The 22409-nt window shown below is 56.9% G+C and carries 18 protein-coding genes; 4 read left to right on the top strand and 14 right to left on the bottom strand.

Annotated features, from left to right (window positions below):
- Positions 1-7 precede the first annotated feature (7 nt).
- The 4 genes from VGE55_RS07105 to alr form a co-directional block, all read right to left on the bottom strand.
- On the bottom strand, positions 8-3103 hold the full coding sequence (locus VGE55_RS07105; protein ID WP_331131018.1) for an efflux RND transporter permease subunit: 3096 nt from the start codon (positions 3101-3103) through the stop codon (positions 8-10).
- 11 nt (positions 3104-3114) lie between these two features.
- A complete protein-coding gene (locus VGE55_RS07100) occupies positions 3115-4290 on the bottom strand; it encodes an efflux RND transporter periplasmic adaptor subunit (RefSeq protein WP_331131017.1) in 1176 nt (391 codons plus the stop codon).
- A gap of 61 nt (positions 4291-4351) precedes the next feature.
- Positions 4352-5731: a DNA repair protein RadA gene (radA, locus tag VGE55_RS07095; RefSeq protein WP_331131016.1), complete on the bottom strand. Its 1380-nt coding sequence runs from the start codon at positions 5729-5731 to the stop codon at positions 4352-4354.
- A 6-nt stretch (positions 5732-5737) separates the two neighbouring features.
- On the bottom strand, positions 5738-6847 hold the full coding sequence (alr, locus tag VGE55_RS07090) for an alanine racemase (protein ID WP_331131015.1): 1110 nt from the start codon (positions 6845-6847) through the stop codon (positions 5738-5740).
- A 146-nt stretch (positions 6848-6993) separates the two neighbouring features.
- Between alr and lplT the strand changes: the two genes are divergently transcribed.
- Positions 6994-8274 carry a lysophospholipid transporter LplT gene (lplT, locus tag VGE55_RS07085; protein ID WP_331131014.1) on the top strand — a complete coding sequence of 427 codons (1281 nt, stop codon included), beginning with the start codon at positions 6994-6996 and terminating at the stop codon, positions 8272-8274.
- A 12-nt stretch (positions 8275-8286) separates the two neighbouring features.
- Here the strand turns inward: lplT and VGE55_RS07080 are convergent, their stop codons facing one another.
- From VGE55_RS07080 to ispD, 5 genes are read right to left on the bottom strand one after another with little or no spacing between them, the layout of a single operon-like run.
- Entirely contained in the window at positions 8287-8994 is a 708-nt protein-coding gene (locus VGE55_RS07080; protein ID WP_331131013.1) for a uracil-DNA glycosylase, read from the bottom strand.
- Positions 8991-9461, bottom strand: coding sequence for a ribosomal protein S18-alanine N-acetyltransferase (gene rimI, locus VGE55_RS07075; RefSeq protein WP_331131012.1), 471 nt, complete (start codon positions 9459-9461; stop codon positions 8991-8993). The genes VGE55_RS07080 and rimI overlap by 4 nt, the downstream gene beginning before the upstream one ends.
- Positions 9448-10221 carry a tRNA (adenosine(37)-N6)-threonylcarbamoyltransferase complex dimerization subunit type 1 TsaB gene (tsaB, locus tag VGE55_RS07070; RefSeq protein ID WP_331131011.1) on the bottom strand — a complete coding sequence of 258 codons (774 nt, stop codon included), beginning with the start codon at positions 10219-10221 and terminating at the stop codon, positions 9448-9450. The genes rimI and tsaB overlap by 14 nt, the downstream gene beginning before the upstream one ends.
- Positions 10218-10730 carry a 2-C-methyl-D-erythritol 2,4-cyclodiphosphate synthase gene (gene ispF, locus VGE55_RS07065; protein ID WP_331131010.1) on the bottom strand — a complete coding sequence of 171 codons (513 nt, stop codon included), beginning with the start codon at positions 10728-10730 and terminating at the stop codon, positions 10218-10220. The genes tsaB and ispF overlap by 4 nt, the downstream gene beginning before the upstream one ends.
- Positions 10727-11455: a 2-C-methyl-D-erythritol 4-phosphate cytidylyltransferase gene (gene ispD, locus VGE55_RS07060; protein WP_331131009.1), complete on the bottom strand. Its 729-nt coding sequence runs from the start codon at positions 11453-11455 to the stop codon at positions 10727-10729. The genes ispF and ispD overlap by 4 nt, the downstream gene beginning before the upstream one ends.
- A 70-nt stretch (positions 11456-11525) precedes the next feature.
- Between ispD and mfd the strand changes: the two genes are divergently transcribed.
- From mfd to serB, 3 genes are all read left to right on the top strand, one after another.
- Positions 11526-14993 carry a transcription-repair coupling factor gene (gene mfd / locus VGE55_RS07055; protein ID WP_414674975.1) on the top strand — a complete coding sequence of 1156 codons (3468 nt, stop codon included), beginning with the start codon at positions 11526-11528 and terminating at the stop codon, positions 14991-14993.
- Positions 14990-16114 (top strand): tetratricopeptide repeat protein, encoded by a 1125-nt coding sequence (locus VGE55_RS07050; protein WP_331131007.1) that lies wholly within the window; start codon positions 14990-14992, stop codon positions 16112-16114. The genes mfd and VGE55_RS07050 overlap by 4 nt, the downstream gene beginning before the upstream one ends.
- Before the next feature lie 104 nt (positions 16115-16218).
- A complete protein-coding gene (serB, locus tag VGE55_RS07045; protein WP_414674998.1) occupies positions 16219-17004 on the top strand; it encodes a phosphoserine phosphatase SerB in 786 nt (261 codons plus the stop codon).
- On the opposite strand, the gene VGE55_RS07040 is transcribed toward serB, so the two are convergent.
- From VGE55_RS07040 to VGE55_RS07020, 5 genes are all read right to left on the bottom strand, one after another.
- Positions 17001-18182 (bottom strand): acetyl-CoA C-acyltransferase family protein, encoded by a 1182-nt coding sequence (locus VGE55_RS07040; protein WP_331131005.1) that lies wholly within the window; start codon positions 18180-18182, stop codon positions 17001-17003. The two genes, serB and VGE55_RS07040, sit on opposite strands and share 4 nt — an antisense overlap.
- A gap of 105 nt (positions 18183-18287) precedes the next feature.
- Positions 18288-19655 carry a 30S ribosomal protein S12 methylthiotransferase RimO gene (gene rimO, locus VGE55_RS07035; RefSeq protein ID WP_331131004.1) on the bottom strand — a complete coding sequence of 456 codons (1368 nt, stop codon included), beginning with the start codon at positions 19653-19655 and terminating at the stop codon, positions 18288-18290.
- Between the two features lie 8 nt (positions 19656-19663).
- Positions 19664-20245 (bottom strand): polyhydroxyalkanoate synthesis repressor PhaR, encoded by a 582-nt coding sequence (phaR, locus tag VGE55_RS07030; protein ID WP_331131003.1) that lies wholly within the window; start codon positions 20243-20245, stop codon positions 19664-19666.
- Positions 20246-20401: 156 nt separating this feature from the next.
- The gene (gene phbB / locus VGE55_RS07025) at positions 20402-21145 is read right to left on the bottom strand and encodes an acetoacetyl-CoA reductase (protein WP_331131002.1); all 744 of its coding nucleotides are present in this window, start codon (positions 21143-21145) and stop codon (positions 20402-20404) included.
- A 55-nt stretch (positions 21146-21200) separates the two neighbouring features.
- Positions 21201-22379, bottom strand: coding sequence for an acetyl-CoA C-acetyltransferase (locus VGE55_RS07020; RefSeq protein WP_331131001.1), 1179 nt, complete (start codon positions 22377-22379; stop codon positions 21201-21203).
- Positions 22380-22409: the final 30 nt, after the last annotated feature.

The raw sequence follows: 22409 nt of genomic DNA, 5'->3' as shown, positions 1-22409 counted from the left end.
TGGCCCATCACACCATGCTGGTTGGGCCCTGCTGCGGCTTTTTGATGCGATAAGCCGCTGCATACAAGGCCGGCAGGAAAAACAAGGTCAACAGGGTGGCCACGATCAAGCCCCCCATGATGGCCACGGCCATGGGCCCCCAGAATTGCGACCGCATCAACGGGATCATGGCCAGCACGGCGGCGGCGGCTGTCAGCAAGATCGGTCGAGAGCGACGGATGGTAGACCCAATGATGGCTTCAAAGGGGTCCACCCCGGCAGCGCGGTCCTGCTCAATCTGGTCCACCAAAATCACTGAATTGCGAATGATCATGCCAAACAGGGCGATCACCCCCAATTGCGCCACAAAGCCGAAGGGACGCCCGGTTGCAATCAGGGCCAGTGCCGCACCAATGATGCCCAAGGGCCCCGTGAGGTACACCAGCAGCGTTCGGCCAAAACTCTTCAATTGCAGCATCAGCAGGGTGAGCACCAAAAACAGCATCAAGGGCACGTTGGCCATGATGGACTCTTGAGCCTTGCCAGAGTCGGCAGCCAAGCCATCCAGGCTGATGCGAACCCCCAGCGGCAACTGCGCACGCATGGGCTCCAAGGCCTTGTTCATGGCCAGTGCCACCGTGGTGCCTTGAATACCGGGCACCACATCGGCCTGCACTGTGATGGCAAAATCGCCGTTTTGCCGCCAAATCACACCGGGCTCAAAGCCCATGGTCACTTTGCCAACCTGGGACAAAGGCACGTATGCACCCGAGGCTGTGGGCACATTGGCATTCATGAGTTCGCTCAAGGTGTCGCGTTCGCTGGGGGGGTTGCGAAACACAATGTCGATGAGGCGGTTGCCTTCTCGGTACTGTCCGATTGGTGCGCCCGACAAAATAACCTGGGATGCTTGCGCAATGCTCTCGCTGCTGACACCCAAAGCTCGCGCACGGGCCTGGTCCACCTCCACCTTCATGGCCTTCACATTTTCATTCCAGTTGTCGTGCGTGCCCCGGGTGTACTGGCTGGAAGACACTGCTGCCTTCACCTGGTCTGCAACAGCCCTCACCACGTAGGGGTCGGGGCCCTGCACCACAAACTGAACCGGATAAGTCACGGGCGGACCATTGGGCAGCAAGGTGACCCGGGGACGAACATCCGGGAAATTCTGTTCCAGGTGGTCCTTCATTTTTTTGCGGAGCACTTCGCGAGACTTGAAGTCCTTCGGAATCACAATGAACTCGGCCAGGTTGCTTTGAACAAACTTTTGGTCCAGCGACAGGTAGAAACGCGGCGCCCCGTCACCCACAAAGGCGGCATAACGGTCCACCTCAGGCTGCTGGGCCAGCCAAGCCTCCAGCTTTTTGGCCTGTGCCTCGGTTTGTGCAAATGCAGTGCCCTCGGGCAGCCACAAGTCCACCATGATTTCCAGGCGGTTGGAGTCGGGGAAAAACTGCTGCTCAATGAACTTGAATGAGAAGCCACCCAGGAAGAATGCCGCAATGGTCACGCCGATGGTGATCCAGCGGTGGCGAACACAAGCCTCGATCCAACGCCGGAAACGCGCATAGAACGGTGTGTCGAACACCTCATGGTGCCCTTCCCCATCCTTTGGCTTTTTCAACAGCCAATAACCAATGTAGGGAACAAACACCACCGCCACGATCCACGACAGCAACAACGCAATCGCTGTGACCGCAAAAATGGAATAGGTGTACTCGCCGGCGGCCGACTTGGCCAGCGCAATGGGCAGGAAGCCGGCTGCTGTAATCAAGGTGCCGGTGAGCATGGGTACAGCAGTGGATTCGTATGCGAACGTGGCCGCATCGAAACGTGAATAACCCTCTTCCAGTTTGCGCACCATCATTTCGACGGCGATGATGGCATCGTCCACCAACAAGCCCAAAGCGATGATGAGGGCACCCAGCGAAATCTTGTGCAGGTTAATGCCGAAGTACGACATGGCCAAAAACGTCATGGCCAACACCAGCGGAATGGTCAGTGCCACCACCAAGCCGGGGCGCATGTCCACACGCAGCGGTTTGGTGTGAAGGCCCAGGCTGACAAAGCTCACCCCCAACACAATCACAATCGCTTCAATCAGCACCTTCACAAACTCATTGACCGAGGTCCGCACCGACTCGGGTTGGTCGGCCACCCGCATCATCTCAACACCCACCGGCAATTGAGACAGAATGCGCGCCTCTTCTTTCTCAAGGTTTTTGCCCAGTCGAATGATGTCTCCACCATTGACCATGGAAATACCCAAGCCAATCACTTCTTTGCCATTGACCCGCATTTTGGACATGGGTGGGTCTTCATAGCCCCGGTGAACTTCGGCAAAGTCTTTGAGAAGCACGGTCTGATTACCTGCACGGATGGGCGTGTTGGCAATGTCGTCAATCGAGTCAAACTGGCCTTCAACACGAGACCAGATTTTCTGTTCTTCCAGACTCAGCACACCTTGCGACGTGACTGCATTTTGGCCATTGATTTGGTCGAGCACGCTTTGCGCGGAAATGCCCAATTTGGCGAGTTTGTAGTGCGACACATCGATGTACACCTTCTCGGCCTGTACACCAAACAGCTGGACTTTGGCCACATCGGGTACGCGAAGCAGGTCTTGGCGCACCTGGGTCACAAAGTCTTTCAACTCGTTGTATTTGAAACCATCGGCAGAAAAGGCCAGCATGACGCCGAAGGTGTCACCAAACTCGTCATTGAAGAAGGGGCCAATCACACCATGGGGCAGCCTGCTGGCCATGTCGTTGACACGCTTGCGGGTGGTGTACCAAATATTGGCCACCTCCTTGGGCGGCGCACTGTCTTTTAGCAGCAGGAAAATGACAGACTCGCCTGGTTTGGAATAGGAGCGGATTTTGTCGGCGTACGGTACTTCCTGCATGACTTTTTCGATGGGGTCGGCCACCTGCTGCGCCATTTGCATGGATGTGGCACCCGGCCAATACGCACGCACCACCATGCCACGGAAGACAAAGGGCGGATCCTCTTCCTGCCCCAAGGAGAAAAATGCGGCACTGCCCGCGAAGATGAAGACAGCCAGCAAAAAACGGATCAGGGGCTGGTTTTCCAACGCCCAACGGGAAAGGTTCAGTTTTTTCATGAAGACTGACCTTACCGAGTGGGCTCAGGCGATGAGCCTGGTGACGGTTGGGTTGCGCCACCCTCCCCGTCCTGCAGGGCTTTGGCTTTTTTGGCCAGGTCTGCTGTCTCGATGAATCGGCGGGCCTTTTGCCCCTCACTGAGGGTGTGGGTACCTGCGGTCACCACCAACTCACCATCTTTCAGTCCGTCTTTGACCAAAAAACTGGTTTCGTTGACATCATAGGGTTTGACGGGTCGTCGGTGAACTTCACCTTTGGCCTCATCAAACACCCACACAAACGCACCAGTGGCCTCTGCAACCAGCGCAGCCACCGGCAGCTTGAAGGCCACATCCGGATTGCGGGCTGCAAACCGTACCGTGGCACTCATGCCGAAGCGAGCATCCGGCGCGGATTGCGTCAAATCCAGATAGACCGGATAGGTTCGGGTGATGGGGTCGGCCACAGGGCCCACTTCACGCACAGTGGCTTTCAATTGCTGCCGAATGGACCACAAGTCCACCACCGCAACCTGCCCATCCCGAATGTCTTTGACCCGACCCTCAGGCACGGCCATGCGCACCTGCACCGCCTTTTCGTTGGCCCATTGCAAGACAGGCTGCCCCGGTGCAACCACCTGACCGGCATCCAGCAGTACTTGCGAAATCACTCCATCATTCGGGGCTTTCAACTCGCTGTATTGCGCCTGGTTTTGCTGTACGTTCAGTTGTGCACGGGCTTGCGTCAAGCGGCTTTCAGCCGCATCCAATGCGAGTTGCCGACGGTCCAGCTCCGCTTGGCTAATAAAATTTTGTTCGCGCAGGGTTTTAAACCGGGCCAAGTCGGTTTTGTTCTGCAGGTATTCGGTGTTTGCGGCGGCGAATTGGGCCTGCGCAGCCTGCAAGGCCAGTTTGAGGTCTTGCGGGTCCACTCGGGCCAGAACTTGACCTTTTTTAACACGGTCCCCCACATCCGCCAGCCGTGCAATCAATCGACCACCCACCTGAAAACTGAGGCTGGCGCTGTAACGGGGTTCAATCTGGGCAGGAAAGGTATCCTCCGACTCCGTGCCATCGGCTTTCAACGCCATCACACGCACTGGGCGAATGACTTCAGACGTGTCGGGGGCAGAACGGGAACAGGCGGTCAGCGACAGCGCCAGTGCGGCCATCAACAACCAAGGCTTAACCGGGCAGAGGGGAACCATACTTCACTCTTCATGGTGAGGAATCAGAATCCGGCAATTGTGGTGTCAAATGACCAATTAGTCAAAAACAGTGCAGCGTGTCACGAAGTGCAGACAAGGCCTGCTCAATCCGTTCAACACCAATGACTTGCAAACCATCAATGGCCTGTTTGGGCACATTGCTGGCGGGCACCAGGGCATGGGTAAAGCCCAATTTGGCCGCTTCTCGCAACCGGTCCTGCCCCCGGGGCGCAGGCCTTAGTTCACCCGACAGACCAATTTCGCCAAACACGGCAAGCTCACGCGGCAAGCGTTTGTTTTTCAGGGACGACACCATGGCCAGCACAATGGCCAGGTCGGCTGCCGGTTCGGAAATGCGTACACCGCCCACTGCATTGATGAAAATATCCTGATCAAAAAACTGCAAGCCGGCGTGGCGGTGAAGCACCGCCAGCAACATGGCCAGGCGGTTTTGCTCCAAACCCACCGACAAACGCCGAGGCGCAGGCGAATGCGACGAATCAACCAAGGCTTGAATTTCCACCAGCAAAGGGCGAGCCCCTTCCTGCGTGACCATGACACATGAGCCGGGCACCCAATCCGTTTGTTGCGACAAAAACAGCGCAGAGGGATTGTTGACCCCTTTGAGCCCACGGTCTGTCATGGCGAACACGCCGAGCTCATTCACGGCACCAAACCGGTTTTTGAAGGCGCGCACCAGTCGGAATGAGGATTGGGAATCGCCTTCGAAGTACAGCACGGTGTCCACGATGTGTTCCAAGACGCGGGGGCCGGCCAGGGTGCCTTCCTTGGTGACATGGCCCACCAAAATGGTGGTGATGCCGAGGCTTTTGGCCACACGGGTCAGCTGGCTGGCACACTCACGAACTTGGCTGACCGACCCTGGTGCAGCCGACAGTTCTGCGGTGTACAGGGTCTGGATGGAGTCGATGACCAGCACTTGGGGCTTGATGACTTCGATTTGCGCCAGGATTTGTTCCAGCTGGATTTCGGTGAGAACACTGAGGCTGGCATGTTCAAGGCCCAGGCGCTGGGCGCGCAGCGCAATTTGACCCGCCGATTCTTCACCGCTGACATACAAGGTGTTGGCATGCTGGGCCAGGTGAACCATGGACTGCAACAACAAGGTTGATTTGCCGATGCCTGGGTCGCCGCCCAACAACACCACCATGCCCGGCACCAGACCACCACCCAGCACCCTGTCAAACTCGCCCACCCCGCTGGAAAATCGGGGATACTCCTGGGCCTGAATATCGGCCAGTTTAATAACCTGACTGCTTTGGGCAGCCAGCGCTGTGAAGCGGTTGGTTTTTGCAGTAACCGGTGCAACCACCGACTCCACGACGGTGTTCCAGTTGTTGCATTCGCCACATTGGCCCTGCCACTTGGCAAACACCGCACCACACTCGGTGCATTGGTACTGGCTTTTTGCTTTGGCCATTGGGGCTTAACCTTCAACCACGGTGACCGGCACGCGGGGCGCCAGTGCACACATCAATTCGTAACCAATGGTGCCGGCATGCTCAGCCACCTCGTCAATCGACACCGCTTCGCCCCACAGCTCGACCTCGCTGCCCAACTGCACCTGCGGTGCATCGGTGATGTCGATGGTCAGCATGTCCATGGACACTCGGCCTGCCAACGGCACCCGTTGACCCGCTGCCACCACCGGGGTGCCATCGGGCGCGTGACGTGGGTATCCATCTGCATACCCACACGCCACCACACCAATGCGCGCCGCACGGCTGGCCTGCCAACGGGAGCCATAGCCAACCCGCTCACCGGCAGCAACGGTCTGAATGGCAATCACCTGGCTGCGCAGGCTCATCACAGGCTTCAAACCATATTCCTGAGCTTTTTTGGGGCCCGGGGTGGCGCCGTATATCGCAATACCCGGCCGCACAATGTCGCCTGCCCATTGAGGGCAATTCAATACGCCAGCGGAGTTGGCGAGACTACTCAACCAGTGGGCAGGTTTTAAGCGCATCAACGCCGCATGCTGCGCTTGGGCGCTGGGGTTGGCATCAGCCAACTGCGGGGCATCGGCGTTGGCAAAATGGGTCATGAGCACCGGCACGGGCCAATTCAATGCGCTTGCCAGTGCATCGAGTTGTTCAATGGCCGCAGGCGCAGTCTCGGCTGTAAAGCCCAAGCGGTTCATGCCTGTGTTGATCTTCAAGAAAATACGCGGGGCGTGTTGGGTGTCCCGCCAACGGGCAGCCAAGTCCACCACCGCTTGCAGGTGTGCAGGGTCGTGCACCACCCAATCGAGCCCCAGTGCAACAGCGTGCTCAACATCGGCTGCATCAAAACAACCTTCCAGCAACACGATCGGTTTGGACCACCCCAGTTCCCGCAGTGCAGCAGCACCTGAAATTTCCAGAATGGCCAGGCTATCTGCTGACTGCAACCCCGGTAACAACCTTTCCAGCCCATGACCGTAGGCGTGGGCCTTGACCACCGGCATGCAATGCCAGGCCGGGTTGATGGCCCGGATGCGTTGAAGGTTGTAATCAATGGCCGAGGGCTTGACCAGGGCACGAATGGGACGGGGCATACAGGGAGAACGGCTTGCGCTCGAACTTGTTAAATTGGTCGGACTGTCACACGCAATCAGTGTGAATATGATATAACGCCTCAACATTGTTGAAAGAGCAACGAGACCGCAAGCCAAAGAATATTGGCGCTTGCATCGATCTGTGAATGAAACCTGGCTTCTACACCATCATGGCGGCGCAGTTTTTTTCGTCGCTGGCGGACAACGCCTTGCTGATCGCAGCCATTGCCTTGCTGTTTCAAATCCAGTCGCCGGAATGGATGACCCCTCTGCTCAAACTGTTCTTTGTGGTGTCTTATGTGGTGCTGGCCCCCTTTGTGGGCGGCTTTGCCGACACCCTGCCCAAGGGCAAGGTGATGTTCATCACCAATGCCATCAAGGTGGTGGGTTGCCTCATGATGTTTTTTGGATTCCATCCGCTGGTGTCTTATGCGGTGGTGGGGTTCGGCGCAGCCGCCTATTCCCCAGCCAAATACGGCATTCTCACCGAGCTGTTGCCGCACGACAAACTGGTGGCCGCCAATGGCTGGATCGAAGGATTGACGGTGCTGTCCATTATTCTGGGAACCATGCTGGGCGGTTTTTTGATCTCGCCGTCCACGGCCGAGCACCTCATGCAAATGCACATTCCCGGCATCATCGAGGGCATGAAAACACCCGCCGAGGCGGCCATTTTCGTGATCACCTTTGGCTATTTGATTGCAGCGGTGTTCAACCTGAACATTCCAGACACGGGCGCACGGTATGAGCCCCAACTGAACCACCCCATCATCATGACCCGCAAGTTTTTCGGCTGCTTCAAGCGCCTGTGGTCAGACAAACTGGGGCAAATTTCGCTGGCAGTCACCACCCTGTTTTGGGGTGCCGGCGCCACGCTGCAGTTCATCGTGCTCAAATGGGCTGAAGCGGCGTTGGGCCTGTCGCTGGACAAGGGCGCCATGCTGCAAGGCATTTGTGCATTTGGTGTGGCGGGTGGCGCCATCATTGCGGCGAAAATCATTCCTTTGAAAAAGTCGATGCGCGTACTGCCCATGGGCATCGCCATGGGCCTGGTGTGCATGCTGATGACCTTGGTCCACAACCTTGCATTGGCGGTGGTTCTGATCATTTTGATTGGTGGGCTCAGTGGGTTCTTCGTGGTGCCCATGAATGCCCTGCTTCAACACCGCGGTCATGTCTTGATGAGCGCTGGCCGTTCAATCGCGATTCAAAACTTCAATGAAAACATTTCGGTACTGACCATGCTGGGCATATATGCCCTGCTGATCAGCTTCAATGTCCACGTGAACACTGTGATTTTGCTGTTTGGCGGCTTTGTGATGGCGGCCATGTTCATGGTGATTCTGTGGCACCGCCACAACCAACGGCTGTTTGACGTGGAAGCCCACATTGGCGAAGAACGCCCTGTTGGTATTCACAACCCCTAACACACAATGCTTTCAGGCGTTGTGCTCTGCCATCACCCGTTTCAACAACAACAAATCATCCCAGGACTTTGCCTTTTCCTCGGGACGACGCAGCAAGTATGCCGGGTGGTAACTGACCACCGCAGGGACTTCCTGGCCTTGAATGTTGACCGAATGGACCTGGCCGCGAAGTTGGGAAATGGGTTTGTCGGTGTTCAGCAATGTTGAAATGGCAAAACGCCCCACCAACAACAGCACCTTGGGTTGTACCAGGGCCAACTGCTGTCGAAGGTATGGTTCACACTGCGCAATTTCATCGGCTTCGGGGTTGCGGTTGCCAGGTGGGCGGCATTTCAGCACGTTGGCAATGTAGACATTGCTTTGCCGGTTTCGCCCCATAGACATCAACAATTTGTCGAGCAGTTGGCCTGCTCGCCCCACAAAGGGTTCGCCTTGCGCATCTTCGTCAGCACCGGGTGCCTCACCCACCACCATCAGGCTCGCAGTGCTCACCCCAGCTGAAAAAACAGTTTGCTGACGAGTTTTGCACAATCCGCAAGCCTGGCACTGGGCAACCTGCTGTTGCAACGCAGCCAGGTCAACAGGCAAGCCAGCTGGCTTTGATGGCTCTGTGGGTGGCAGTACAGCATCGGATGCAACCTGCGGTTTGCGAAGTTCCCACACAGGGCCCAAGCCCATGGCATCAAACAGTGCAGCTTTGGAATTCGTCGGTGCATTCATGCGGATATGTCCAGTCCTTGCCCCAGGCGTTTGAACAGCACCAGAGCGTCTTCACGGCCCACACGGGCTGGATAGTAATTTTTGCGAACACCAATCAACTTGAAGCCCTGCTGGTCGTACAAAGCCTTGGCCACCGTATTGCTGGGCCGCACCTCCAACAACATGCCCTCCAGGCCCGCCATGCGGGCGCGGCTTAAACCCCATTGCAGCAGGTGTTTGCCGTAGCCCTTGCCTTGTTGGTCGGCACTCACGGAAATATTCAGCAAATGCACTTCATCCACCACCTGCATCATGACAATGTAGCCCACCAACACATCGTCCAGCAAAAAGCAGTGCAGGTCATACCCAGCCCTTAGCGAATCGAGAAAGTTGCGCGCCGACCAGGGAAACTCATAGATCCGGTTTTCAATCTCGATGACCTGCGGCACATCGTCTTCACGCATGGGGCGTATGCTAAACAAGGCCATGTTTAATCGCCTGTCGTTCAGCCGTTGTTTGCGCCACTTTGTCCCGCACATACAGCGGTTGGCATGCCATGGGTTCGCTGGTTTGTTGATGTAAATAACGCAATCCACCCAATGCGGCGGCCGCAACCGCCGAGGGGCCCGCTGTTGGTAGAACCCAGGCTGGCAACGCACCGAAGCGCTCCGTCAAACCAGCCACCACAGCAGCGTCACACAAGGCCAAGGGCACCACTTGGTGTGCATGGCCAGTCACCCATGAATCCAGATCATCCCAAGCACACAGGGCGGCATGGCCATACAAGCTCACGCCTTGAGCCTGAACATCCACAATACCCACATACAACTCGCCCAATCGGGCATCGAGGATGCAGGGTAGATGCGCAGCATCCACCGGCGTTGAACCGTCCAGACGGGCCTGAGTGGCCATGCACTCAAAACTGGTGACCGGCACAACCGGCTTGTCCAAAGCCACGGCCAAGCCTTGTACAACGCCACAAGCCGTGCGCAAACTGGTGAACCCGCCGGGGCCAATGTCCACGGCCAACACGGTCAGGTCGCCCAAGGCCAGGCCATGCTCAGCCAACGCTTGCGACAGCCTGGGCAACAGCTCGACAGACTGCGCTTTGTAGTCCTCAATGGAAAACTCAAAACAGGTGTTGAAGGCAAAACCCTGAAGACTGTGCTGTGCAGCGTTGGCCTCCGCCTGCTGGACAGCCGACACTTTGGCCACGCCACTGCTGGTGGAAATACCCAGTGCGATCATGCGGGCAAATCCTTGATCATCAGTACAACGGCCTGGGCTTCAATCGCTTCCTTACGACCCAAATAACCCAGCTTTTCATTGGTCTTGGCCTTGATATTGACACACCCTGCATCCAGACCACACAACCGGGCAAGGCTGGCCTGCATGCGGTCCATGTGTGGGGCCAATTTGGGGCTTTGGCAAATCAGGGTGGTGTCTACATTCACCAGTTGATAGCCCTGGCTGGCCGCCAGCGCCAGGGTTTTTTGCAGCAAAACGCCACTGTCTGCACCTTCAAAGGCCGGGTCAGTGTCTGAAAAATGACGGCCAATGTCACCCAGCGCCGCAGCGCCCAGCACTGCGTCAGTCACGGCATGCAGCAAGGCATCGGCATCGGAATGCCCCAGCAGCCCCACTGGCGACTCAATGTCAACACCGGCCAAGACAAGCTTTCGCCCTTCAACCAAACGGTGCACATCATAGCCCTGCCCCACGCGCAGTCGTCGCAGGGCCAACACATCCACACTCATGCCGATTTGCCCTCCAGGCCCAGCAAGGTTGCCACGGTGTGCAAGTCTGCACTGTGGGTGATTTTCATGTTCTCAAGATGGCCTTCAACAATCAAGGGGCTGATGCCCATGGTTTCGATGGCGCTGGCGTCGTCTGTCAGCTGCACGTCTTTGTACAGGCATTCGGTGATGGCCAACGCCAAGGCCTGTGCGCGAAACATTTGGGGGGTTTGGGCCGCCCACAGGGAATCCCTCGGCACGGTCTGTTGTACCACCACCTCGCCATCCTCGGTACGATTCACCTTCTTCAAGGTGTCGGCCACTGGCAAGGCCAGCAGGCCGCCCGCCACATGGGTAGAGGCCTCATCCATCAAGCGCTTCAATGCTGACTGGCTTAGGCCTGGTCGCGCAGCATCGTGCACCAGCACCCAATCGGTATCGTCAATTTTGAATTGTTCGAGCAAGTGTTGCAGGGCATTGAGCACCGTGTTGGCCCGCTCCCGGCCAGCCACTTTCAGCACCTGCACCCGCGGGTGGTCCTCAAACAAACGCTCGGCCTGGGTGTCATCCTTGGACACCACGACATACACCCGCACCACCCGGTCATCGGCCAACATCGCATTCACGCTTCGCTCAAGCACGGTAAGCTCACCCAGCAAAGCATATTGCTTGGGTGTGTCGCCCCCAAAGCGCTTTCCCACGCCACCGGCGGGGATCAATCCAAAATACCTGGCTGGTCTGGCCATCTGTACAGATTCCTGTCGGGCCTGGCCCGCCTTATAATAGCGGCTGACCAAGTCAGCCCCGTTTGTTTGTATGCAGTCGTATTTTACTTCCTCTTTCCAGTTGACCGGGGGCCACAAGTTGAGCTTGGCCCATCCACCAGGCAGTGCAGACGCTTTTTTGTTGGCCCAACTCTGCCTACAGGCCAAGGCTCAGCAACGCTTGTGTGTGGTGGTGTGCGCCAGCACGCACGATGCCACCCGACTGAAAGACGAAATCGCCCTGTTTGCGCCCGAGTTGCGTGCGCACTACCTGCCCGACTGGGAAACCCTGCCCTACGACAGCTTGTCCGCTCACCAAGACCTGGTGTCTGAACGCCTGGCAACGCTGTACCACACGCTCCTGGGCGATCTGGACGTGTTGCTGGTGGCCGCATCCACCGCCATTCAACGCCTGGCACCACCCGCATTTTTGGCGGGCAGCACGTTTTTCTTCAAAACCGGCGACAAACTGAACGAAAAAAAGCTGCGAGAGCAACTCACGGTAGCGGGGTACAACCATGTGTCACAGGTCATGACCCCGGGTGAATATTGCATCCGCGGCGGCATTATCGACCTGTTTGCCACGGGCACGGCGTTGCCATTTCGCATCGACCTGTTCGATGATGAAATCGAGTCCATCAAAACCTTTGATGTGGACACCCAGCGCAGCTTGTACCCCGTGCGTGAAATGCGGCTGCTCCCGGGCCGTGAATACCCCATGGACGAACAAAGCCGTGCGCAGTTCCGCAGCAAATGGCGCGAGCGCTTTGAAGGCGACCCATCTCGCGTGGGCATCTACCGCGACATGGGCAGCGGTGTGGCCTCGGCAGGTATTGAATATTATTTGCCACTGTTTTTCGAAAACACCGCCACGCTGGCCGATTACCTGCCGACCAGTAAAGTGGCCCTGGTTCAACATGGTGATGTAGCCCAAGCCCTACAAACCTTCTGGAGCGAGACCCAAAGCCGATTCGATTTTTTGTCCAAGGACATTGAACGCCCCATTCTGCGCCCCAGCGAAATCTATCTGGGCGCGGATGAATTTTTCAAACGGTTTGAGCATGCTGCCCGGGTGAATTTGTCGGACAGCAAAAATGCATTGGTGCCCGAATATGCAGGCGCGGCGTTGCCCGAGCTGACCGTGGACCGGCGTGCTGAAGACCCGCTGTTCAAGCTGCGAACCTTGATTGAACAGGCCGGTGGTGCAGGCTACCGGCAAGTGGTGGTGACGGCACCCAGTGATGGACGCCGAGAAACCTTGCTTCAGTATTTTGCTGAACATGGCCTGAAACCTGCACAGGCCAACTCGCTACAGGCCGCGCTGGGCGGCGATGCGCATTTTGTGTTGACCACCGCCACACTGGACCGGGGCTTCGCCATTCACCGCGGACTGGAGCGCGTGGTCGCTTTGGTGACCGAGGCCGAACTGTTTGCGCTCACCGCGCGACGCCGTGCGGCACGTCGATCCCAGGAACGGCAAAGCAATGTCGAATCGATGATTCGGGATTTGTCTGAACTCAAGGTGGACGACCCGGTGGTGCACCAGCAACATGGCATTGGCCGTTACAAAGGCCTGACCAGCATGGACTTGGGTGAAGGTGCCTCCGAATTTTTGCACCTGGAATACGCCAACGGCACCAACCTGTTTGTGCCTGTATCCCAACTGCATGTGATTGCCCGCTACAGCGGTGCCGACCCCGAAAATGCCCCATTGCATGCCTTGGGCTCGGGCCAGTGGGAGAAAGCCAAAAACAAAGCAGCCAAGCAGGTACGCGACACGGCCGCTGAATTGCTGAACCTGTATGCACGCCGCGCCCTGCGGCAGGGGCACCAGTTCAAACTCAGCCTGTCGGACTATGAAGCCTTTGTTGAAAAATTTGGTTTTGAAGAAACGGCGGACCAGGCTGCGGCCATCCACGCGGTGATTTCGGACATGACATCCACACGCCCCATGGACCGCCTGGTGTGTGGCGATGTGGGCTTTGGAAAAACCGAAGTCGCCCTGCGGGCCGCCTTTGTCAGCGTGATGGACGGCAAACAGGTGGTGTTGCTCGCGCCCACCACGTTGCTGGCCGAGCAGCATTTTCAAACCTTCTCAGACCGCTTTGCAGACTGGCCCGTCAAGGTGGTTGAACTGTCCCGCTTTAAATCAGCCAAGGAAATTCGCGAAGCGATTGACCTCATCAACGCAGGCAAGGCCGACATCATCATCGGCACGCACAAGGTGCTTAGTGCCGACATTGAGTTTTCACGCTTGGGTTTGGTGATTATTGATGAGGAACACCGATTTGGCGTTCGACAAAAAGAAGCCCTGAAAAACCTGCGGGCCGAGGTGGATGTGCTCACCCTGACAGCCACACCGATTCCCCGTACGCTGGCCATGAGCATGGAAGGCATTCGGGATTTCTCGGTGATTGCCACAGCCCCACAACGGCGACTGGCCATTAAAACATTCGTTCGCCGCGAAACCGACAGCGTGATTCGTGAAGCGGTGCTGCGCGAACTGAAACGCGGTGGCCAGGTGTACTACCTCCACAATGAAGTGGACACCATCGAAAACCGCAAAGAGGCACTGGAGCGCATCATCCCGGAGGCCCGCATTGGTATTGCGCACGGGCAAATGAACGAGCGCGACCTGGAACGTGTGATGCGGGATTTTTACCAGCAGCGCTTCAATGTGTTGCTGTGCAGCACCATCATTGAAACGGGCATTGACGTACCCACCGCCAACACCATTGTGATCCACCGGGCCGACAAGTTTGGTTTGGCCCAATTGCACCAGCTGCGGGGCCGAGTGGGCCGCTCACACCATCAGGCGTATGCCTACCTCATGGTCAATAGCGAAGAAGGTTTGAGCAAAACCGCAGGTCGACGCCTGGAGGCCATCACCATGATGGAAGACTTGGGCAGTGGTTTTTACCTGGCCATGCACGACCTGGAAATTCGCGGCGCGGGCGAGGTGCTGGGCGCCAACCAGAGCGGCAATGTGCATGAGGTGGGCTTCCAGATGTACACCGACATGCTGAACCATGCCGTGCGCAGCCTGCGCGCTGGCAAAGAACCCGACCTGACAGCGCCGCTGAATGCCACCGTTGAAATCAACTTGCACACACCGGCCCTGCTGCCCGAAGACTACTGCCCGGACGTGCATGAGCGCCTGACTTTGTACAAGCGTTTGGCCAGCACCGACGAACTCGATGACATTGCCCTGATTCAGGAAGAACTCATCGACCGGTTTGGCAAACTGCCCGATGCGGCCACTGCACTGCTGGACACCCACCGCTTGCGCATTCTGGCCAAGCCTTTGGGAGTGGCCAAAATCGACAGCTCATCCGAGGCCACGGTGGTGCAATTTGATGCTCAACCCAATGTGGATGCTGGCAAAATCATTCTCATGATTCAAAAAGAAAAAGACATGAAACTGGCAGGCCCCGAGAAGCTGCGTGTCAACCGCAGCATTCCCAAGGTGAGCGACCGGGTTCAATTCATCAAAGGCCTTATCAAACAGTTGAGTGCATGATGCCTGCATACCTCTCTACCCTTTTACGCCACACTTGGGCTGTGCTGCTTTGTGTGGGTTGTGCTCAGGCCTTTGCTCAGGCTCAACCCCTGGACCAAGTGACACAGCCGGCATACACCAACGCCACGGTGGTGAACTCACTGGAACTGTACAAGACCAACCTGCGCAAAGCAGAAACCGGAGACCCGGTGGCACAAACTGCGGTGGGGCTGTCATTGATTGAGGGGGATGTTGTTCCACGCGACCTGAAAGCGGGCCGGGTGTGGCTGGGCAAAGCCGCCACGCAGAACCATGTCGTCGCCCAGTACTACCTGGGCCAACTGCTGATGCTGGATGTGTTGGGTGCCAACCCGGCAGACCTCAACAAACAACTGACAGAAGGCTTGGGCTGGCTACGACGCGCAGCCCGTGAGCAATACCGGCCTGCACAACTGTTGTATTCACAAACAGTGCTGGACAGCAAAGCAGACCAACCGTTTGGGCACAGCAAAGTGGAAGCCGAAAGCATTTTGCTGCAATGTGCCGACACTTACCGCCCTTGCACCTACCATGCCCTGGCCAGGCTCGACAGGGAACCCCTGGACACCACACTGCCCTGCACCGCCAATGAACGGTGCGAAACCATACGCCGCCTGCTGTACAACCTGGCGGCCAGCAACGATGCGCAAGCCATGTTGAGGCTGGCGGGTATTCAAGGCGAGGACAGCACCTACTGGGTGCGCCGCGCAGCCCGCCTGGGCCACCCCCAGGCCAGCCTTGACCTGGCCTTGCAAGTGATCAACGGCCAAGTGCCCCTGCAACCCGAAGACCCTGCATTGGCCAGCCTCTTGAACACCAGTGCAGAACAAGGCGAGGTGCAAGCGATGTACCTGCTGGGGCAATTGCTGTACGAAGGCAAACGCATCCCCCACAACCGCCCGTTGGCCATGCAATGGCTGGAGCGCGCCAGCGCCAAAGGGCATGAGCCCTCCAAGGCCTTGCTGGAGAAAATGCAGGCTGTTACCAAACTGACCCCAGTGCCCGACCCCGCCTTGGCGGACGACGACAACACCGATGCAGCAGTGGTGCAAGTGCCTGTCTTGCTGCAAAGTGGCGGCCAGGCACAAGCGGTTACCGAATAAACATTTCCAAGAGACGACCCATGAATGCCCTTCACATTTCAGCACCCGGACTAACAGATCAGCAGGTTCAGCAGGTGCTGCAATCACTTCATCTGTCGACTGGTATGTTGGCTTCGCAAACCGGGGCTGGTTGGTCACGCCACGCATTGCCCGACACTTTCCAGGCCGACCGCGGTGCGCTTCTGGACGTGGCCAAACAGCACCGATGCGACATTGCAGTGCTTGGGCCCAAGCACACAGCAGATCAATTCAAACTGCTGGCCATGGACATGGACAGCACCTTGATTACGATTGAGTGCATTGATGAAATTGCCGACTACGCCGGCAAAAAAAAGGAAGTGTCCGAGATCACCGAGGCGGCCATGCGTGGCGAGATCAAAGACTTCTCGGAAAGCCTGAACCGGCGCGTGGCTTTGCTGAAAGGCGTGCCGGCCAGCAGCCTGCAAGCTGTGCTGAATGAGCGTCTTCAATTGTCACCCGGCGCGGAGGCACTGATTGCATTTGCCAAACAGCATGGGTGGAAAACGCTGTTGGTCAGCGGGGGCTTCACCTTCTTCACCGATGCCATGAAGACGCGTTTGGGCTTGGACTACACGCGCTCGAACACGCTGGAAATTGTGGATGGTTTACTCACAGGCCGCGTGCTGGGCACCATTGTGGACGCAGATGTCAAACGGGAAACTGTGCTGACTGTTTGCCAGGAACTGGGATGCTCTGCTGAGCAAGCCATTGCCATGGGCGACGGAGCCAACGATCTGAAAATGATGGGTGTGGCGGGTGCCAGCGTGGCATTTCGGGCCAAACCCGCCGTACAAGCGCAGACCGATTTCTGCATCAATGTCGGCGGGCTGGACACCGTGTGCCAGTGGATGACTGGGTCGCTGGCTTAGATGCGTTCAAAGATGGCGGCAATGCCCTGACCGCCACCAATACACATGGTCACCAGCGCATAGCGACCACCGATGCGCTGCAATTCATACAGGGCCTTCACCGTGATGATCGCACCCGTGGCACCGATGGGGTGGCCGATGGAAATGCCTGAACCGTTGGGGTTCACCTTGGCAGGATCCATACCCAGTTCCTTGGTCACTGCACAGGCCTGTGCGGCAAATGCTTCGTTGGCTTCGACCACATCGATGTCTGCCATGGAAAGACCCGCTTTGGCCAGTGCCTTTTTGGTGGCGGACACAGGGCCAATGCCCATGATGGTGGGCTCAACACCGGTGTTGGCGTAGCTCACCAAACGGGCCATGGGCTTTTTGCCCGCTTTTTCGGCAGCACCACGCTCCATCAACAGCACAGCGCCTGCGCCATCATTCAGACCAGAGGCATTGCCAGCAGTGACGGTGCCGTCTTTCTGGAACACGGCGCGCAATTTGGCCATGCCTTCCATTGTGGCATCACCACGAACATGCTCGTCCGTGTCAAACAGCACAGGGCCTTTTTTGCTCTTGATTTCAACTGGCAGAATCTGTTCCTTGAAGTAACCATTGGCAATCGCATTGGCTGCGCGCTGGTGGCTCAGCACAGCCAAGGCATCCTGCTCTTCACGGGAAATGCCAAATTCTTTGGCCACATTTTCGGCCGTCACACCCATGTGAATCACATGGAATGGGTCATGCAAAGCACCCACCATCATGTCGATGCCCTTCATGTCGCCCATGCGGGCACCCCAACGGGCGGCGGGCAAAATGTAAGGTGCGCGGCTCATGCTTTCAGCACCGCCACCAATGGCCACATCGGCGTCGCCCAGCATGATGCTTTGCGCGGCGGTCACAATGGCTTGCAAGCCTGAACCGCACAAGCGGTTCAGAGTCAGCGCTGGGGTGGTTTTGTCCAAACCACCCTCAATGGCTGCCACACGGGCCAGGTACATGTCACGTGGTTCGGAATTGACCACATGGCCAAACACCACATGGCCCACCTGGTCGGCTGGCACACCCGCGCGGGCCACCACTTCTTTCACCACCATGGCACCCATCTGGGTGGGGGAAAAGTCCTTCAGGCTGCCGCCAAAATCGCCCACAGCGGTGCGCACACCGGCCACTACGACTACTTCACGTGTCATCTTGCTTTCTCCGTCTATCGCCGAATGGGTTCGGCTGGTCTCATAACAGGCTCAACCGGTGAGCCCATGGATTGGTTGGTTGTTTCTGAATGTATAAACTGCCGTTCAACGCACGGCCAGGTTGCCCCACAGGTCGTGCTCATCGCAGTCGTCGATTTCAACCGAGATGAAGTCACCCACCTTGGGTCGCAATGCTGGGTTTTCGGGCATGGGTACAAACACATTGCCATCAATTTCCGGGGCATCGGCCGCACTGCGGGCCACAATGCCTTCATCATCAGTTTCGTCCACAATGACTTGCAAAGTTTTGCCAATTTTGGCTTCATTGCGGGCCAGGGAAATTTTTTCCTGCAGTGCCATCAAGCGGGCTCGTCGCTCTTCCTTCACGGCTTCTAGAACCGGATTGGGAAGGTCATTGGCTTTGGCACCTTCCACGGGAGAATAGGCAAACACGCCCACACGGTCCAGCTGTGCTTCTTCAATAAATTCCAGCAGGTGTTCAAACTCCGCTTCGGTTTCACCCGGAAAACCGGTGATGAAGGTGCTCCGCAAGGTGATGTCGGGGCACGCTGCACGCCATGCGCGAATGCGTTCAATGTTGCGTTCACCACTGGCGGGGCGCTTCATGCGCTTCAACACATCGGGGTGTGAATGCTGAAACGGAATGTCGAGATACGGCAGAATCTTGCCCTCGGCCATAAGGGGCACTACCCGGTCCACGTGGGGGTATGGGTACACATAGTGCATGCGCACCCAAATGCCCAGTTGACCGAGCTCTTCGGCCAATTGCTGGAACTGGGTTTTCACCGGACGACCATTAACAAAGTCGGTGCGGTATTTGATGTCGACACCATAAGCTGAGGTGTCCTGGCTGACCACCAGCAGTTCCTTCACACCGCTTTTCTTGAGGCTTTCGGCCTCGCGCAACACGTCGCCAATGGGGCGCGACACCAGGTCGCCCCGCATGTCGGGAATGATGCAGAAGGTGCACCGGTGATTACAACCCTCGGAAATCTTCAAATACGCGTAATGCTTGGGGGTCAGCTTCACGCCGTGGTCGGGCACCAAGTCAATGAAGGGGTCGTGTGGCTTGGGCAAATGGGTGTGCACCGCCTGCATCACTTCTTCAGTGGCGTGGGGCCCAGTCACCGCCAACACCTTGGGATGCAAGGAGGTGATCAGGTTTTTGCCTTCATCACCATTCTTTGCACCCAGGCAACCGGTGACGATCACTTTGCCATTGGCATGAATGGCTTCACCGATGGCATCCAGACTTTCCTGAACCGCACTGTCGATAAAACCGCAGGTGTTGACCACAATCAGGTCGGCACCTTCATAGGTGGGTGCAACCTCATAACCTTCCACCTTCAATTGGGTCAGGATACGCTCTGAATCGACGAGCGCCTTGGGGCAACCCAATGAAACAAAGCCCACACTCGGTGGGCGCTTGGCGGAATTGGCTTTTTCTTGCATGTCGATACTTACTTTTTGGTGGGGTCGGGCTTGGGTCGCGCGGCCCCGGTCAGGTCAACCGGGTTGGGAAATCCAAAATTGCTGAACAGGCTGCGGGTCTGGTTTTGAAACTGGTCCTGCATCTGCACAAACATGTTTTTGCTTTGATCAATGTAGTTGCTCATCATCGACTGGATGACAGGCGTTTGCACACTCATGAACTGGGCCCACAACTCGGGGTTGGCGAATTGGCTGCCATCGGTCACGGATTTGCCCTGGTCCTGAAAGCTGTTCTGAATATCAATGAATGCTTGCAGGTTTTTTTCCAAAAAGGTGCCCATGATGCTTTGCATGGCATTGCCATAAAAGCGGATGATCTGGGCCAGCATGGCCGACGTAAAAATGGGTGCTCCCGCAGTTTCTTCTTCCAGAATAATCTGGAGCAAAATGCTGCGTGTTAAGTCCTCGCCACTTTTGGCGTCCAACACCTGAAAACCTTCGTTGGCCAACACCAGTTGCTTCACATCGCCCAGCGTGATGTAGCTGCTGGTTTGTGTGTCATACAAACGGCGATTGGGGTACTTTTTAATCAGTCGTGTTGTCTCAGCCATGCCTCTTCTCTTCCTTGGTGTTATTTGCCGCTGCACTGCGAGAGACAACGGTTTTATTCTGTATGCAAACAAACACTTGCAAAAAACAAAGCACTGCACGCGCGAGGCACGTGCAGTGCAACATCATACCGCCTTTTTGAGGGCTTGAACCGGGTTTTAACCCATGTGCAGGCCGCCATTCAGGGAAAAGTCTGCCCCGGTGGAAAAACCGGAATCATCCGATGCCAGCCAGGCTACGATCGAAGCAATTTCCTCGGGCGTGCCCAAACGCTTCACAGGAATGGTGCCCACAATCTTTTCCAGCACATCGGGGCGAATGGCGCGAACCATGTCCGTACCAATGTAGCCGGGCGACACTGTGTTCACCGTCACGCCTTTGGCGGCAACTTCCTGTGCCAACGCCATGGTAAAGCCACGCAGGCCTGCCTTGGCAGTGGAATAGTTGGTTTGGCCAAACTGACCCTTCTGGCCATTGACGGAAGAAATGTTGATGATGCGGCCCCAGCCCTGCTCAACCATGCCGCCAATCACTTGCTTGGTCACGTTGAACAGCGAATTCAGGTTGGTGTCGATCACTGCAGACCAATCGTCCCGGCTCATTTTGACGAAGGTGCCATCGCGCGTAATACCTGCGTTGTTGACCAGCACACTCACGGTGCCGTGCTCAGCGCGCACCTTTTCGAATGCCTCCACGGTGCTGTCCCAGTCGGCCACGTTGCCTTCGCTCGCCCACACCTCGAAGCCGGCGCTGCGCATTTCGCCCAGCCACTTGTCTTTGCGCGGGGAATTGGGGCCGCAACCGGCCACCACCTTGAAGCCAGCCTGGCACAGGGTTTTGCAAATGGCGGTGCCAATGCCACCCATGCCGCCGGTTACGTACGCTACTTTTTGATTACTCATATTCACATCCATCCTTGTTTTTTATGTATTCAATGTCTTTGTTGTGTACTGCTGATTAGCGTGACACGGCCAGTGCCACGCCCATGCCGCCACCAATGCACAGTGACGCCAAACCCTTCTTCGCGTCGCGCTTCACCATTTCATGGATGAGGCTGACCAGCACTCGGCAGCCCGACGCACCAATTGGATGGCCCAACGCAATCGCACCGCCATTCACGTTGATTTTGCTGGTGTCCCAACCCATCTCTTTGTTCACCGCACACGCCTGTGCTGCAAACGCTTCATTGATTTCCATCAAGTCCAGTTCGGCGGCACTCCAACCCGCTTTTTCCAGGCAGCGTTTGGAGGCAGGCACAGGCCCCATGCCCATGATGGTGGGGTCCAGACCTGCACTGGCATAGGCCTGAATTTTGGCCAACACCGGCAAGCCCAATTCCTTGGCCTTGGCTGCGCTCATCAACATGACGGCAGCGGCACCATCGTTAATGCCGGAGGCATTGGCCGCTGTCACAGAGCCATCTTTCTTGAAGGCTGGCTTGAGCGCGGCCATTTGATCCAGCGTGGCACCCAGGCGCGGAAACTCGTCGGTGTCAAACACCAGCGGATCGCCTTTTTTCTGAGGAATGCTCAAGGGCAGAATTTCGTCCTTGAATCGCCCCGCCTTGATGGCAGCCTCCGCCTTGTTTTGCGAAGCCACGGCGAATTCGTCCTGCACTGAACGGGAAATGCCAAACTTTTCGGCCACGTTTTCAGCAGTAATGCCCATGTGGTATTGGTTGTAGACGTCCCACAGTCCATCCACGATCATCGAATCCACCAATTTGGCGTCGCCCATGCGAAAACCATCACGACTACCCAACATCACGTGGGGCGCAGCACTCATGTTTTCCTGACCGCCCGCAATCACGATGTCGGCATCGCCGCAGGCAATGGCTTGTGCGCCCAGCATCACAGCCTTCAAACCGGACCCACACACCTTGTTGATGGTGAGTGCCGGCACAGCGGCAGGCAAACCAGCCTTGATCACACTTTGCCGGGCCGGGTTTTGTCCAGAACCCGCCGTCAACACTTGACCCAAAATAACTTCTGAAATCTGCTCACCCTTCACACCGGTTTTTTCCAACAAACCCCGGATGACATGGGCGCCCAAATCAGGGGCAGAAATTTTGGCCAATGTGCCACCAAATTTGCCGATGGCCGTGCGGGCCGCTGCAACAATCACCACATCCGTCATGTTCAATCTCCTTGCGTGTTTCTATTCAAA

Source organism: Limnobacter sp. (genome assembly GCF_036405155.1).
Lineage (GTDB): Bacteria > Pseudomonadota > Gammaproteobacteria > Burkholderiales > Burkholderiaceae_B > Limnobacter.
Note: the sequence above shows the minus strand (reverse complement) of the source record. Positions and strands in the feature narration are given on the sequence as shown.

Bases quoted from the DNA above. Each gene is read 5' to 3' on its own strand.
- VGE55_RS07105 (WP_331131018.1), bottom strand. From the start codon at position 3,103: ATGAAAAAACTGAACCTTTCCCGTTGGGCGTTGGAAAACCAGCCCCTG.
- VGE55_RS07100 (WP_331131017.1), bottom strand. From the start codon at position 4,290: ATGGTTCCCCTCTGCCCGGTTAAGCCTTGGTTGTTGATGGCCGCACTG.
- radA (WP_331131016.1), bottom strand. From the start codon at position 5,731: ATGGCCAAAGCAAAAAGCCAGTACCAATGCACCGAGTGTGGTGCGGTG.
- alr (WP_331131015.1), bottom strand. From the start codon at position 6,847: ATGCCCCGTCCCATTCGTGCCCTGGTCAAGCCCTCGGCCATTGATTAC.
- lplT (WP_331131014.1), top strand. From the start codon at position 6,994: ATGAAACCTGGCTTCTACACCATCATGGCGGCGCAGTTTTTTTCGTCG.
- VGE55_RS07080 (WP_331131013.1), bottom strand. From the start codon at position 8,994: ATGAATGCACCGACGAATTCCAAAGCTGCACTGTTTGATGCCATGGGC.
- rimI (WP_331131012.1), bottom strand. From the start codon at position 9,461: ATGGCCTTGTTTAGCATACGCCCCATGCGTGAAGACGATGTGCCGCAG.
- tsaB (WP_331131011.1), bottom strand. From the start codon at position 10,221: ATGATCGCACTGGGTATTTCCACCAGCAGTGGCGTGGCCAAAGTGTCG.
- ispF (WP_331131010.1), bottom strand. From the start codon at position 10,730: ATGAGTGTGGATGTGTTGGCCCTGCGACGACTGCGCGTGGGGCAGGGC.
- ispD (WP_331131009.1), bottom strand. From the start codon at position 11,455: ATGGCCAGACCAGCCAGGTATTTTGGATTGATCCCCGCCGGTGGCGTG.
- mfd (WP_414674975.1), top strand. From the start codon at position 11,526: ATGCAGTCGTATTTTACTTCCTCTTTCCAGTTGACCGGGGGCCACAAG.
- VGE55_RS07050 (WP_331131007.1), top strand. From the start codon at position 14,990: ATGATGCCTGCATACCTCTCTACCCTTTTACGCCACACTTGGGCTGTG.
- serB (WP_414674998.1), top strand. From the start codon at position 16,219: ATGTTGGCTTCGCAAACCGGGGCTGGTTGGTCACGCCACGCATTGCCC.
- VGE55_RS07040 (WP_331131005.1), bottom strand. From the start codon at position 18,182: ATGACACGTGAAGTAGTCGTAGTGGCCGGTGTGCGCACCGCTGTGGGC.
- rimO (WP_331131004.1), bottom strand. From the start codon at position 19,655: ATGCAAGAAAAAGCCAATTCCGCCAAGCGCCCACCGAGTGTGGGCTTT.
- phaR (WP_331131003.1), bottom strand. From the start codon at position 20,245: ATGGCTGAGACAACACGACTGATTAAAAAGTACCCCAATCGCCGTTTG.
- phbB (WP_331131002.1), bottom strand. From the start codon at position 21,145: ATGAGTAATCAAAAAGTAGCGTACGTAACCGGCGGCATGGGTGGCATT.
- VGE55_RS07020 (WP_331131001.1), bottom strand. From the start codon at position 22,379: ATGACGGATGTGGTGATTGTTGCAGCGGCCCGCACGGCCATCGGCAAA.